Genomic DNA, 13415 nt, shown 5'->3' with positions numbered 1-13415 from the left:
GGACAGGTGCTGAGGCCTGGCAGTGCCTAGGCTTCCCCCGTGAACGACACCACACATCACATACGGATCAGGCCGGGCGGCCCGGCCGACGCACCGGCCATCCTCGGCATGCTCGACTCCGCGGTGGTCTGGATGAACAGCCGGGGCAACACCGAGCAGTGGGGCACGACACCGTACTCCCAGAAGCCGGGCGGGGTGGCGCGGGTCGAGCGGTACACGACCGAGAACGCCCCGTACATCGCCGAGTTGGACGGAGCACCCGTCGGAGCCATGGTGCTGGACTCCGGGCCCAGCCCGCAGATGCCGATCGCGCCGGCCGGGGAACCCGAGCGGTACGTGCGGCTGCTGGTCTCCGAGCGGCGGTACGCCGGGCTGGGCATCGGAGCGGCGCTGCTGGCCCATGCCGTCGAGGAGACCCGGCGGGCCGGGGTGAAGCTGCTGCGGGTCGACTGCTGGGCGGGCGGCGGGGGCGAACTGGTCGCGTTCTACGAGCGCAACGGCTTCACCCCCACCGACCGTTTCCTGTCCGAGGCGTGGCCGGGGCAGGTGCTGGCCCGGCGGGTCGGCTGACGCCGCGGGTTCGCCGGCGGCGGCGAGGGTCTGCACCAGTGGGGCCGTCGCCACGGGTCGGGCAGTGGTGGACCGGTCGAGGGCTTAACCCATTCTGTGCTCGTCTCCTCGGCCGGGTCGCCAGACGGAGCGGCCAGATGCCCCCTGGCAGTGAGCTCGATGGCGCCGGTCGCCTCGCCGGATCTTCCCCCCCTTTTCCCGAGCGCGGCAAAACATCGCCGGCATCCAAGGGCGGGCTCGTCATAAGGCACGCGGGCATCGGGAGCGCAATTGGCGATATGCGGAACGGCGGAATGCATGACATGCCATTCGGTCAGCCGTCATTCATGGAGGGATTCAGCCGTAGGGCCATGGCTCACCAAGTAAGTCAAGACTTACCTTGAGGGAACTTTGACCGTATGGTGTGGCTCGAATCGAAGGAGCCCCCTGTTGTCGGAAATGAATAATCCCGCTGTGCGTGCGGTTGAATCGGAGCGGGATTATGTGTCCTCCTTATACGAGTTGCTCACCGAGCGGCTTTCCGAGGCGCGAGTACACCGAGCGAGTGTGCTGAAGGCCCCGGCGGAAAGCGCCGGTGAGGCATACGAGAGAGAAATCGCCGCCGAGCGTCTGGCCAAGGAAATCGGCCGGCTGGAGGGCGCCGAAAAGGGGCTGGTCTTCGGGCGCATCGACTGGACGGACGGCACGGCCCTGCGCATCGGGCGGATCGGACTGCATACGGAGGAGGATGACCTGCCTCTGCTCGTGGACTGGCGCGCGAACGCGGCGCGGCCCTTCTACGAGGCGACACCGGTCCACCCGATGGACCTGCGGCGGCGCCGGCACCTGCGCCTCGAGGAGCGCACGGTCACCTCGGTGAGCGACGAGCTGCTGGACGGGACCGCCCCGACCGACGAGGACGTCGTGGGGGACGGCCCGTTGACCGAGGCTCTGTCTGCACGGCGTACGGGCAGGATGCACGCGGCCGTCGCGACGCTGCAGGCCGAGCAGGACGAGATCGTCCGCTCCGCCCACCGCGGGGTGACCGTGGTGCAGGGCGGGCCCGGCACCGGCAAGACGGTGGTCGCCCTGCACCGGGCGGCCTACGTCCTGTACGCGTTCCCGCGCGCCGCGGAGGAGGGCGTCCTGGTGGTGGGCCCGAACGCCCGGTTCCTCGACTACATCTCCCAGGTCCTTCCCTCGCTCGGAGAGAACGACGTCGTTCTGGCGACCTGCCGGGAACTGGCCGGAGTGTCCACGGACGCGGTGGACCCGTTCGATACGGCGCGTCTCAAGGGCAGCTCCGACCTCGCCGACGCCTTGGCCGGCCTGCTGCGCGTCCACCAAGCGCCCGCCGGTGACTTCACCGTGCGGGTCGGACGGGAACTGGTTCACCTGCCCGGCGAGGAAGTCGCCGCGGCACGCGACGCCGCCGTGGCAGCCGCACCGGGGCACAACCCCGCGCGCCAGGTGTTCAGGGAGCTCTTGGTCGACGCCGTCACCGACGCGATGCAACGAGACATGGGCGACCTCCTGGAGCAGATCGACGCCGATGCGGAAAGGATGACGGGCATGGACCTCGACCGGTTCACGGGAGCCGCCCAGCGCCGTGCCGAAGGTGCGGCCGACTCGGGTCCGGTCCACGAGCTGGACCTGGACGCCATCCGAGCCGATCTCCTCGACGACGCCGACGTCGACCGAGCGGTCGAGGTGTTGTGGCCGCGGCTGGTACCCGGTGACCTCGTGAAGGCACTCCTGACGAACGTCGGCGCTCTCGCCGAGCACCTGCCCCGCCTGACCTCGCAGGAGCGGTCCCTTCTGCTGCGCGGTCCGGACGACCCGTGGACCGATGCCGATGTGCCGTTGCTGGACGAGGCGGCGAGCCTGGTCGACGGCCCCCCCGAGCGGACGTACGGGCACGTCGTCGTCGACGAGGCGCAGGAACTGACCGCCATGCAGTGGCGGATGATCGTCCGCCGCTGCCCGGCAAGGGCGATGACGCTGGTGGGTGACTTCGCCCAGGCAGGCCCGGTCGCGACAGCACGCGACTGGAAGGAAGCACTGAGCCCCCACGTCGGACCGCGGTTCAAACTGCACGACCTGACCGTCAGCTACCGCACCACGCAGGAGATCCTGGAGAGCGTCCGGGACCTGCTCACGCGGATCGCTCCGGACCAGAAGCCCACACGGTCACTGCGAAGCGGTGAGAGCCCGCGCACCGTGACCACACCTCCGGACGGGTTGGTCACCGCCGTCGTTCAGGAACTCCGCGCCCAGAGCACCGCGCACCGGGGCGAGCTCCTGGGAGTGATCTGCGCGGACACCAGGGTGAGCGAGCTGACGGCCCGAGGCATCGCTCACCACGCACGCATCGTGCCGGCGTCCGAAGCACGCGGCCTGGAATTCGACGGGGTCGTCGTCATGAACCCCGAGGAAATCATCACGGCCCGCCCCGGTGGGGAAGGGGACTTGTACGTAGCCCTGACCCGAGCCACCAAGCGCCTCTGCACCATCGCCGTCCGGCCCGCCTGACGACTCGGCGCCCGCGTCGTCGCCGCGGGCGCACCCGGCGCGGTACAGACACCCGCGCGCACGGGGCTGCCCGCCGCTTCACCGCTCGTGGCCGCACCCGGCATCACGCGGCCTGGTCCAAGCCGACGGCGTTCGGATCCCCTTCGCGCGGCAGGGTGAAGTCGACGTCGAGCTTCGAGTCGTACGCCGGCACCGGCACGGTACGGCCGAGGCCAAGGAGGGCGCGAGGGGGAGAAGGCACCCGTCGCGATCCTCAGAGCAAGGGTGCGACGTCCTCGCCCCAGGCGAAGAGCGTGTCGACGGCCCGCAAGCGGTAGGGGCCGTCCGCGAGGGCCGCGGCGCGGACCCGGTCGCGCAGGGCGGGGGCCCAGCCGGCCAGCGCGGGCAGACGGAGCAGGGGCAGGAGCGCGGCGAGGGCGGTCTCGCGGACCTCGGGCGAGCCTGCGTCGAGGAACGGGCGCACGGCCTCGCACAGCTCCGGGGCGAGGGCGAGGAACGCCTCGAGGTCCTCCTCGTCCCCGAAGGGCCGCCCCTGCTGGCCGACCGCGTCCGCAGCGGTGTCGCCCAGCCAGGTCAGCAGGCCGACGCGCAGCGGGAACGGGGTCTGCGGACCGAGGTCGTGCTCCTCGTACGTGGAGCGGTCGGTGACCAGCGCCAGGGTTCTGGGGTCGCCCAGGATCGCGGCGACGTACCGGGCGGCGGGAGCCGTGGCGGTGTAGAAGACGTTCCCGCGGGTGAGGGCTTCGGCCAGGTCCCGCAGGGCGGAGCCCTGAACGCGCGGGTCCTCGTCCAGCAGCTCCCGAAGGATCACGGGGGTCTCGGGCGCCACATCCGGGCAGCAGTGCTCCACCGCGTTCCAGTCCGTCCGCAGCAGCAGGTCCTGCGGCTCCACACGGCCTCCGTACTCGCCATCGCTCGTCATCACGCCAGTGTTGCAGCCACCTCTGACACCGGCCGCGCCGCGGGCGCAACGCCTACCGTGAGCTGTCGGCAGGCGTCCATGACGTCGGTCGCGTGCAGCGCGGTGAGCCGACGGCTCCGGTACTGCTGTCTCCTCTCGCCGTCTCCGGTGTGCGTGCGCACGCGGTCGCCGGCTCGTCGGCGGGGCCGCTAACCCCACCCGTGAAGGGACACGTGAACCGTTCCCTCCAGGTATGCGCGCAGGGCGCCCTCCGTCGAGGGTACGAAGGCCTCGGGGACGGCGTCGACGTCGGTCCAGCGGACCTGTGCATGCTTGCCGGGTTCGCGGTTCTCCGGTTCGCCCTCCCATTCGTGGGTGGCGAAGACGACGGTGAGGAAGCCGTTGGGGGCTTCGACTCCCCACGCAGCGTGGATGACGTGGGCGACCGTGAGGGACTCCGGCTTCACGACGAGGCCGGTCTCCTCGTAGAGCTCGCGCACCGCGGTTCGCATGACCGGCTCGCCCGGCTCGCTCTTGCCCACCGGGAGGTCCCACAGCCCTTGGCCGAACTTGGCGTTCTCGCCGCGCTGGAGGAGTACGACGCGATGGGTGGCCCTGTCGTGCACGATCACGGCGGCGACCAGCAGCGTCATCGATTCGAGCGCCGGCGCGAGCGCGGGGGGACGGCGTTCGCCGATGGGCTGGTTCACGGGTCTTCCTTCGTCCGACGGCTTGTTGAGCATGTCAGGCGGTGCGAGAACCGCCGGTGCCACCGTGTCACCCCGCCACCTCCGACCATGTCGTTTTGCGCCAACTCTCCTTGGTTTTGGGCGGCTTACAGCTGCTCTGACCTATGTTCTACGGGGTATCCCAGCACGCCCCAGGAGGTCAGATTGCTCTCCAGGCGCTTCCTCGCCTCAACCCGCCTGTTACGCCGCTCCCACCTGCTCATCGCCTTCGGCATAGGATCGCTGCTGATCGGTGTGACCCCCTGGCTCGGGGTCGCGAGCCCGGCGGCGGCCGGCCGCGCCCCGGATGCCCGCGCCTCACCCGTGCCCTTCGACCAGCAGCCGACGACGCAGTCACCGCATCACGGCATCGCACCGGCGAACGCCATGGAACCGGCGGCTCCCGTTCTCGACCGGACCGGATGGACGGCCACGGCCGGCGACGAGGAGACCGGCGGCGAGGACGGCCGCGCGGCCAACGTACTCGACGGCAACACCAACACCATCTGGCACAGCAAGTGGACCGGCACACCCGCTCCCCTGCCGCACAGCATCACCATTGACATGCAACGCACGACACTCGTCTCCGCGCTCGTCTACCGCCCCCGTGCCGACGGGGCCAACGGGCGCGTCGGTGAGTACAGCATCAGTGTCAGCGCGGACGGCCGGAGCTGGGCGAACCCGGTCGCTTCCGGCACGCTCGCGGACGACGGCACCGCCAAGACGCTCGGGTTCGCCCCGCAGGGGGCCAGGTTCGTACGGCTCACGGCCCTCACCGAGGCAGGCGGCCGCGGGCCCTGGACGTCCGCCGCCGAGATCAACCTGCTGGGTGACCCCGGCACCCCGGAAGCCACCGTCGACCTGTCCCGGACCGGATGGACGGCCACGGCCGGCGACGAGGAGACCGGCGGCGAGGACGGCCGCGCGGCCAACGTACTCGACGGCAACACCAACACCATCTGGCACAGCAAGTGGAGCGGCACACCCGCTCCCCTGCCGCACAGCATCACCATAGACATGCACCGCACCGCACCTGTCTCCGCTCTCGTCTACCACTCCCGCGTGGGCGGGGCCAACGGCCGGGCGGGCGCGTACACCATCACCACCAGCACCGACGGCACCGTCTTCGGCTCGCCGGTCGCCACCGGCACCTGGCGGGACGACGACACCGTCAAGACCGCCACCTTCACCCGGGCCGAGAACGCGCGCTTCGTACGTCTGACCGTGACCACGGAGGCCGGCGGCCGCGGTCCGTGGACCTCGGCCGGTGAGATACGCCTGAGCGGACCGGCCAGCCCGGCCGTCCACGGGGCCTGGGACCGGATCACCGGCTTCCCCCTGGTCCCCGTGGCCACCGCCGCCCTGCCGGACGGCAAACTGCTGGCATGGTCCGCGTACGCGGTCGACCGCTTCGGCGGCAGCAACGGCTACACGCAGACCGCGATCCTGGACCTGAAGACGGGCAAGGTGACCCAGCGGCGTATCGACAACACCGGCCACGACATGTTCTGTCCCGGCATCGCGATGCTGGCCGACGGCCGGGTACTGGTCACCGGCGGCAGCAACGCGGAGAAGGCCAGCATCTACGACCCGGCCACCGACGCGTGGTCCGCCACCACGAGCATGAACATCGCCCGCGGCTACCAGGCCATGACGCTCCTCTCCACCGGTGAAGCATTCGTCCTGGGCGGCTCCTGGAGCGGGGCCGCGGGCGACAAGGCCGGTGAGGTCTGGTCGCCGGACACCCGCACCTGGCGCAAGCTCCCGGGCGTCCCCGCAACACCGGCGCTGACCGCCGACCCGGCCGGACCCTACCGCGCCGACAACCACATGTGGCTCCACGCCACTTCGGGCGGCAAGGTCCTGCAACTGGGCCCGAGCAAGCAGATGAACTGGATCTCGACCGGCGGCACGGGCAGCATCACCCCGGCGGGATCCCGGGCCGACAGCGGGGACGCCATGACCGGCAACGCCGTCGCCTACGACATCGGCAAACTGCTCACCCTGGGCGGCTCGCCCGCCTACGAGAAGACCCCCGCCACCCGGCGCGCCTACACGGTCGACATCTCGGGCGGCCAGGTCCAGGCCGCCCGTACGGGCGACATGGAGCACGCCCGGGGCTTCAGCAACAGCGTCGTCCTGCCCGACGGCAAGGTGGCCGTCTTCGGCGGACAGTCCTCTCCGGTGCCGTTCAGCGACGCGACCTCGGTCCTGACCCCCGAGTTGTGGGACCCGTCGACCGGCGGCTTCACCCCGCTCGCCACCATGGCCGTTCCGCGCAACTACCACAGCGTGGCCAACCTGTTGCCGGACGGGCGGATCTTCTCCGGCGGCGGGGGCCTGTGCGGTGACTGCGCGACCAATCACCCGGACGGGGCCGTCTTCACACCGCCGTACCTGCTCAACGCGGACGGATCGCCGAAGCCGCGTCCCGTCATCACCGGGGGCGTGCCCTCCAGAACCGCCCCCGGCGTGTCGCTCACGGTGAGCACCCAGAACCCGGTGTCGTCCTTCGTCCTCATGCGGGCCGCGGCCGCCACCCACTCGACGGACAACGACCAGCGCCGGATCCCCCTCGTGTCCACGGCCACGGGAACGGGCGCGTACACCGTGTCCGTGCCGGCTGACACCGGAGTGGTCCTGCCGGGGAACTACATGCTCTTCGCCCTCGACGCCCAGGGGGTACCGAGCATCGCCCAGTTCGTCACCGTCTCCTGACCGCAGGCGCGGTGTCCGGTCCGTGAACCGGCCGGACACCGCCCCGGTGCGGTCGGCGCCGACCCTCCGCAGCCGCTGCGCGCGGCGTCAGCCGGGCGTGGCCACGAAGCGGTCGCGCGGTTCGCCGTGCAGGCGCCCCGGCGGCAGCCTTCGGCCGTACGCGAGCAGGAGGAGATCCTGTGCGGCGCCGGACAGCGGTATTCCGGTACCGAAGGTCCAGTCGAGATCGGTGGCACGGAGTTCGATTCCCCGGAGGTCGGCTCCGAAGAACTTCAAGGTCCTGGCGTTGACGCCCTCCAGGAGGATGCGCACGCGGTCCTCGGGAACCCGGCGGCCGAGGCCCAGGGCGACCGTGATGTCCAGGCCGTGGACCACGTCGTGGCCCAGGGCCGCTTCGATTCCGCCGACCGGCGGCTTCCACGGGTGGTCCGCGTTGTCACCGAGGAACGCGGCGAGCTCGCGCGTCGAATGAGCGGCCGCGTCCTTGCGGGCGCATCGATCGGTCATCCGGTGGAGATCGCCCCGTGCTCTGAGGAGTTCCCACACCGTGGTGGAGAGGGAGTACCGGAAACCCATCGTCATGTGCGCCGCGACTTCCCGTACCCGCCATCCCCCGCACAAGGTCGGGGCCTCCCAGTCCTCGGGGGGCAATCCGTCCAGCACGGCGGCCAGTTCCCGGCGCTCGGCCGCTATCGCCGCTCTGGTGTCCGCCGCCGGTCTCCGGTGGCTCGTGTTCTCCATGTCCCCAAGGATCTCGGCAACCCCTGCGACGGGTCCAATAGTTTGCACGTCTCGCAGCTAGCATCATCGGTTATGGACATTCGGCAGCTGCGGTATTTCGTCACGGTGGCGGAGGAAGCCAACTTCACCCGTGCCGCTGCCCGCCTGCACCTGGCGCAGCCGGGGGTGAGCGCCCAGGTGCGGCAGCTCGAAAAGGAGCTGGGACAACCGCTGTTGGACCGTTCCGGCCGGTCGGTGACCCTGACGGAAGTGGGCGTGGCCGTACTGCCGTACGCGCGGGCCGCCCTGGCCGCGGTGGAAGCGGTACGGCAGACCGTGGACGAGTTCACGGGACTGCTGCGGGGCCAGGTCACCATCGGCTTCGTCTCGGGCGCCGCCGCCCACGCGTTCGACCTGGCTTCCTTCCTGGCCGACTTCCACCATGACCACCCCCAGGTCGAGATCGCCCTGACCGAGGACACGTCCGAGCGGATGCTCTCCGCGCTGCACCGCGGCGAACTCGACATCGCGGTCGTCGGACTCGCGGACGAGGAGCCCCCGCCGGGGGTCTCGCTCCAGGTCGTGATCGACGAACCCCTGGTCGCCGCCGTCGCCCAGGACGACCCCGTCCTCACCCCGACGGGCCGCACGAGCGTGCCGTTGGCCGAGCTCCGCGACCGACCGCTGATCAGTCTGCCGCGGGGCACGGGGATCCGCGGGGTACTCGACCGCGCGTGCGCGCAGGCCGGCTTCCTGCCCCGCATCGCCTTCGAGGCGGCCGCCCCCCTCTTCCTCGCACAGCTCGCCGCCCGCGGTCTCGGCGTGGCGGTGGTCCCGGTCCTGGAGGCCGACGGGGCATCCGCCTTCGGAGTGCGCACGCTGGAGATCACCCACCCCCGGCTGCGCGGCCGGGTCGCACTGGCCTGGCGGACGGACGGGCCGTCGAGCCCGGCGGCCACGGCCTTCCTGGGCCTGCTGCGCGCGACTCTCAGCGTGGCGGAAACCGCCTCGGCGCATCGCGGGGATGTGTCGAAGAGCCGGATGGGCGCGGGCCCGGATCATGCTGGACGGGATGCGGACCACTGATCTCGCGCACCACCGCGAAGGAGACTCCATGCAGACCGTCACGCTGAACAACGGTGTCCGGATGCCCATCCTCGGATTCGGCGTCTACCAGATCCCGCCGGGTCAGACCGAGCAGGCCGTCACCCACGCCCTGTCCGCCGGCTACCGGCTGCTCGACACCGCCGCCGCGTACGGAATCGAGGAGGCCGTCGGCCGCGCCGTCAAGAACAGCGGCGTCCCCCGTGAGGAGCTGTTCATCACCACCAAGGTGTGGGTCCAGGACACCGGCGAGGAGAACACCCACCGTGCCTTCGAGACGTCGCTGCGCAAGCTCGGTCTCGACTACCTCGACCTGTACCTGATCCACCAGCCCTACGGCGACGTCTACGGCTCCTGGCGCGCCATGCAGAGCCTGAACCGCGAGGGCCGTGCCAGGGCGATCGGCGTCTCCAATTTCTACCCCGACCGGCTCGTCGACCTCATCGACCACAACGAGGTCACGCCCGCGGTCAACCAGATCGAGACCCACCCGTTCTTCCAGCGCACCACCGACCAGGACCTGATGCGCGAGCGCGGGGTCCAGATCGAATCCTGGGGGCCGTTCGCCGAGGGCAAGAACGACCTCTTCTCCCACCCCGTGCTCGGTGGGATCGGCGCACAGCACGGCAAGTCCGTGGCACAGGTCGTGCTCCGCTGGCTCGTCCAGCGGCAGGTCGTCGTCATCCCCAAGTCGGCCCGCGCCGAACGCATGGAGGAGAACATCGACGTGTTCGACTTCGAACTCACCGACGACCAGATGGCCCGCATCGCCGCCCTGGACACCGGGCGCTCCCTGTTCTTCGACCACTGGGACCCGGCCGCCGTCAGCCAGCTCGGCAATGCCCGCATCCACGACTGACGGCCTCGGCTCGGGCCTCAGCCTCGGTTCCGGCTTCGGCCTCGACTTCGCTCTCGGCCTCGGTCTCGCTCTCGGCCTCGGCTTCCGCCTCTCAGGGGCCCGGCCGGCGTTCCGTGCGCTCAGGCGCCGATCGACGCGCGCCTGATCGCGTCGAGTGCGCGCCTCACGTCGTCCTCGGTCGTCGACCAGTTGCTCACCGAAATGCGCATGACGCGCCGACCGTGCCAGGTGGATCCGCTGATCCACGCCGTGCCGTCGTCGAGCAGCCGGGCGATCACCCGTTCCGTGCGTTCGTCGTTGCCGAAATCGGCGCAGACCTGGGTGAACACCACGTCGTTGAGGACCGTCGCGCCCCCGATGCCGGCGATGCCCGTGGCGAACGCGGAGGCGTGCCGGCACAGACGGTCGACGAGGTCGGCCACCCCTGATCGGCCGAGGGACCTGAGCGCGGCCCACACGGTGAAGGCCCTGCCGCGCCGGGAGAGTTCGGGGACCTTGTCGACCGGGTCGCCGTGTTCGTGCTGGATGAGGTAGTCGCCGTGCAGGCCCATCGCTGCCCGGAGCGCGGACGGATCGCGCACGATGGCGAGGCCGCAGTCGTAGGGGACGTTCAGGGTCTTGTGGGCATCCGTCGCCCAGGAGTCGGCGTGCCGGCAGCCCTCCGTCAGGTGGGCGTACCCGGGAGAGGCGGCCGCCCAGAGGCCGAAGGCGCCGTCGACGTGCACCCATGCGTCCGCGTCGCGGGCCGCGCGGATCGCCTCGGTGAAGGGGTCGAAGGCCCCGGAATGGATGTCTCCGGCCTGGAGGACCACGATCGTGGGGCTCTGCCCGCCCGCTGTCAGGGCGTGCCGCAGGGCCCCGGGCTCGATGCGTCCTTGACCGTCCGCCTTCACCAGTTCGGGTTCACCGAGCCCCAGGTAGCGCAGCGCCAGGTCAATGGCCATGTGGCGGTCCTCGCCGGCGATGACGCGTACGCGCGGCCCGCCCGTGAGTCCGTCGCGCGCGATGTTCCAGCCGGCCCGCCGCAGCACCGCGTCGCGCGCGGTGGCGAGGCAGGTGAAGTTCGCCATCGTGGCGCCCGTGGTGAAGCCCACGGCGCTGTCGTCCGGCAGGTCGAGCAGATCGAGCAGCCACGCGCCGGCGACCTCTTCCGCGGCCGCGTACGCGGGCGAGGCGGCGCGCATCACGCAATTCTGGTCCCAGGCGCTGACCAGCCAGTCCGTGGCCAGCGCGGCGGGCTCGGTGCCACCGACCACGAACCCGTAGAAGCGGCCGCCGGGAAACGCGGTGAGCCCCGGTTCGCAGGCCGTGGCCAGCAGGTCGACGACGTCGGGGGGCGGGCTGGGACCGTCGGGCAGATCGGCACCGAGTTCGCGCACGATCTCTTCGACCGAAGCGCGGGCGGGTACCCGGCGGTCGGACAGGCTCGCCAGCCAGCGGACGGCATGGCCGTACGCCTGTCGGAGCGCCATCTCGCGCGCGTCCATACCTTGGACTATGGGACGGTCACCGCCGCCCCGCAAGCCGCACGCGCACGCGGCTCCGGCCCCTACACTGCTCGAATGATCTTCATCGTGGTGAAATTCGCCGTCAAGCCCGCCTACGTGGAGCAGTGGCCCGACAAGGTCGCGGCGTTCACCCGCGCCACCCGAGCCGAGCCCGGCAATCTGTGGTTCGAGTGGTCCCGCAGCCTGGAGGAGCCCGACACCTACGTCCTGGTCGAGGCGTTCCAGGACGGCGCGGCGGAGGCGCACGTCACCTCTGAGCACTTCCGCACCGCCCTGGAGACCATGCGCCCCCTGGTCACCCGTACGCCCGAGATCGTCAGCACCACCATCGAGGGCGCCACCGGCTGGAGCCGGATGGGCGAACTGCAGATCGACTGACCTCGGCCGTCGGCCGACTGCGGCCGTCGGCCTCCCGGCGGGCCCGCTCCTGGCCGGCCCGCCGGGACGCACTCCGGCGCGTCTCGGGCGGGTCAGCGGTCGCGCAGCAGCGCGCAGACGAAGCGCTCCTCGGCCGCCCGCAGACGGGCCAGCAGCGCCGGGTCACCCGTCACCTGGCTGCTGACGGACACCGTCACCGAGCGCCGCCCGTCCGGGGTGGCCGCCGCGAACTGGGTGTAGCCCGCGGTGTTGCCGGTGTGCCCGAGTACCACTCCGCAACGGGTCGTGTACCGGAAGATGCCCAGCCCGGCGGCATTGGCGCCCGGCCCCGCCGGTTCCGACGCGCCGCCCGGTACGAAGCGCTGCTGCTGGCGGCGTGTCCGCGGCGACAGCAGCTCGGGACCGGCGTAGCCGCGGATGAACGCGGTCAGGTCGCGCGGTGTGGAGACGACGCCGCCCGACGCCCATGCCCCCGACGCGCTGACCGCCTCGCTCACGTCCTGCGGCGGGTCCGGCGGCTCGACCACGTACCCGTGCAGGAACGGCACCGGCAGCCGGTAGCCCTGCGGCAGGCTGGTGGACCGCAGGCCCAGCGGCTGGTGGACGAGCTCCCGCAGCAGCTGCTCGTACCGCTGCCCGGTCGCCTGCTCCGCCATCAGCGCGACCGCGATGTTGTCCGAGTTGGAGTAGGCGTACCTGCTCCCCGGCGGGAAGAGCAGGTCCTGGTCCGCCACGAAGTCCAGGAGCCGACGGGAGTCGAAGCGGTGCCGGGGGTCCGCGCGGATGATCTCCAGGAACGCTTCGCTCGCGCTGTAGTCGGGCAGCCCGCTGGTGTGGTTCAGCAACTGACGGAGCGTCACCCCGTGCCAGCCGGAGGGCAGCTGCGGCAGCCGCTGCCCGATCGTGTCGTCGAGTCCGATCGCACGGCGGTCGACCAGGCTCAGCGCGACCGCCCCGCTGAACGCCTTCGCCACGCTCGCGATGCGCATGTGGTCGTCCTGGCGCGGCACCCGCCGGGTGCCCACCTCGGCGGTCCCCGCCGTGTACACCTGCCGCTCGCCGTCCCGGGTCAGGACCGCGATGGCCCCGGGCGGACCGCCCGGCGCGCCGACCAGGTCCGCCAGCACCCGCTGGAGCGCCTGGTCCCGTCCGGGCGACCGGTCCGGACCGCCGCTCGCGGCGGCTGCCGGCACGAGAGCCCCGGCCAGTGCGGCCGCGGCCACGACGGCGACGGCCGCCCGCCGGACCCGGGTCCGTCCCCGGGCCGGCGGCCGGGCGGGGGCGGCGACGACGGCGGGGGCGGCGACGGAGCTTTCGGGGTGCTGCACGAGCACGTTGATACCTCCTCAGGAGCGGCCCGGGCGGCCGGACCTGACCGGACGCCGGATTCCAGGACCAGCATCCGGTCGTTCCGGCAG

The 13415-nt window shown here is 71.4% G+C and carries 12 protein-coding genes; 6 read left to right on the top strand and 6 right to left on the bottom strand.

Annotation, left to right across the window (positions count from 1 at the left end):
* Positions 1–39: 39 nt before the first annotated feature.
* Positions 40–570, top strand: coding sequence for a GNAT family N-acetyltransferase (locus ACFCZ1_RS03240; protein WP_376676593.1), 531 nt, complete (start codon positions 40–42; stop codon positions 568–570).
* Positions 571–1116: 546 nt separating this feature from the next.
* On the top strand, positions 1117–3081 hold the full coding sequence (locus ACFCZ1_RS03235) for a HelD family protein (protein ID WP_376676592.1): 1965 nt from the start codon (positions 1117–1119) through the stop codon (positions 3079–3081).
* Positions 3082–3184: 103 nt separating this feature from the next.
* Here ACFCZ1_RS03235 and ACFCZ1_RS03230 read toward each other — a convergent pair whose 3' ends face one another.
* The 3 genes from ACFCZ1_RS03230 to ACFCZ1_RS03220 form a co-directional block, all read right to left on the bottom strand.
* On the bottom strand, positions 3185–3322 hold the full coding sequence (locus ACFCZ1_RS03230; RefSeq protein ID WP_376676591.1) for a hypothetical protein: 138 nt from the start codon (positions 3320–3322) through the stop codon (positions 3185–3187).
* Between the two features lie 12 nt (positions 3323–3334).
* The gene (locus ACFCZ1_RS03225; protein ID WP_376676590.1) at positions 3335–4003 is read right to left on the bottom strand and encodes a hypothetical protein; all 669 of its coding nucleotides are present in this window, start codon (positions 4001–4003) and stop codon (positions 3335–3337) included.
* A 188-nt stretch (positions 4004–4191) separates the two neighbouring features.
* Positions 4192–4725 carry an NUDIX domain-containing protein gene (locus tag ACFCZ1_RS03220; protein ID WP_376676589.1) on the bottom strand — a complete coding sequence of 178 codons (534 nt, stop codon included), beginning with the start codon at positions 4723–4725 and terminating at the stop codon, positions 4192–4194.
* Between the two features lie 150 nt (positions 4726–4875).
* Here ACFCZ1_RS03220 and ACFCZ1_RS03215 point away from each other — a divergent pair, with 150 nt between their 5' ends.
* Complete coding sequence (locus ACFCZ1_RS03215) at positions 4876–7428, top strand: discoidin domain-containing protein (RefSeq protein WP_376676588.1); 2553 nt, start codon at positions 4876–4878, stop codon at positions 7426–7428.
* Positions 7429–7515: 87 nt separating this feature from the next.
* Here ACFCZ1_RS03215 and ACFCZ1_RS03210 read toward each other — a convergent pair whose 3' ends face one another.
* Positions 7516–8169, bottom strand: coding sequence for a maleylpyruvate isomerase family mycothiol-dependent enzyme (locus ACFCZ1_RS03210; protein WP_376676587.1), 654 nt, complete (start codon positions 8167–8169; stop codon positions 7516–7518).
* Between the two features lie 72 nt (positions 8170–8241).
* Between ACFCZ1_RS03210 and ACFCZ1_RS03205 the strand changes: the two genes are divergently transcribed.
* Positions 8242–9234 (top strand): LysR family transcriptional regulator, encoded by a 993-nt coding sequence (locus tag ACFCZ1_RS03205; RefSeq protein ID WP_376676586.1) that lies wholly within the window; start codon positions 8242–8244, stop codon positions 9232–9234.
* Positions 9235–9262: 28 nt separating this feature from the next.
* Positions 9263–10111 (top strand): aldo/keto reductase, encoded by an 849-nt coding sequence (locus tag ACFCZ1_RS03200; protein ID WP_376676782.1) that lies wholly within the window; start codon positions 9263–9265, stop codon positions 10109–10111.
* Positions 10112–10230: 119 nt separating this feature from the next.
* Here the strand turns inward: ACFCZ1_RS03200 and ACFCZ1_RS03195 are convergent, their stop codons facing one another.
* On the bottom strand, positions 10231–11598 hold the full coding sequence (locus tag ACFCZ1_RS03195) for a pyridoxal phosphate-dependent decarboxylase family protein (RefSeq protein WP_376676585.1): 1368 nt from the start codon (positions 11596–11598) through the stop codon (positions 10231–10233).
* A gap of 75 nt (positions 11599–11673) precedes the next feature.
* Here ACFCZ1_RS03195 and ACFCZ1_RS03190 point away from each other — a divergent pair, with 75 nt between their 5' ends.
* A complete protein-coding gene (locus tag ACFCZ1_RS03190; protein WP_376676584.1) occupies positions 11674–11997 on the top strand; it encodes a putative quinol monooxygenase in 324 nt (107 codons plus the stop codon).
* A gap of 92 nt (positions 11998–12089) precedes the next feature.
* On the opposite strand, the gene ACFCZ1_RS03185 is transcribed toward ACFCZ1_RS03190, so the two are convergent.
* The gene (locus ACFCZ1_RS03185; RefSeq protein ID WP_376676781.1) at positions 12090–13325 is read right to left on the bottom strand and encodes a serine hydrolase domain-containing protein; all 1236 of its coding nucleotides are present in this window, start codon (positions 13323–13325) and stop codon (positions 12090–12092) included.
* Positions 13326–13415 lie beyond the last annotated feature (90 nt).

The organism is Streptomyces sp. NPDC056224 (assembly GCF_042267665.1).
In the GTDB taxonomy this organism is placed as follows: domain Bacteria; phylum Actinomycetota; class Actinomycetes; order Streptomycetales; family Streptomycetaceae; genus Streptomyces.
The sequence above is the reverse complement of the archived record's forward strand: the minus strand, read 5'-3'. Positions and strand labels throughout refer to the sequence as shown.

Coding starts and splice junctions, on each gene's coding strand:
- ACFCZ1_RS03225 (WP_376676590.1), bottom strand. CDS start 4,003: ATGACGAGCGATGGCGAGTACGGAGGCCGTGTGGAGCCGCAGGACCTG.
- ACFCZ1_RS03205 (WP_376676586.1), top strand. CDS start 8,242: ATGGACATTCGGCAGCTGCGGTATTTCGTCACGGTGGCGGAGGAAGCC.
- ACFCZ1_RS03190 (WP_376676584.1), top strand. CDS start 11,674: ATGATCTTCATCGTGGTGAAATTCGCCGTCAAGCCCGCCTACGTGGAG.
- ACFCZ1_RS03200 (WP_376676782.1), top strand. CDS start 9,263: ATGCAGACCGTCACGCTGAACAACGGTGTCCGGATGCCCATCCTCGGA.
- ACFCZ1_RS03210 (WP_376676587.1), bottom strand. CDS start 8,169: ATGGAGAACACGAGCCACCGGAGACCGGCGGCGGACACCAGAGCGGCG.
- ACFCZ1_RS03195 (WP_376676585.1), bottom strand. CDS start 11,598: ATGGACGCGCGCGAGATGGCGCTCCGACAGGCGTACGGCCATGCCGTC.
- ACFCZ1_RS03220 (WP_376676589.1), bottom strand. CDS start 4,725: ATGCTCAACAAGCCGTCGGACGAAGGAAGACCCGTGAACCAGCCCATC.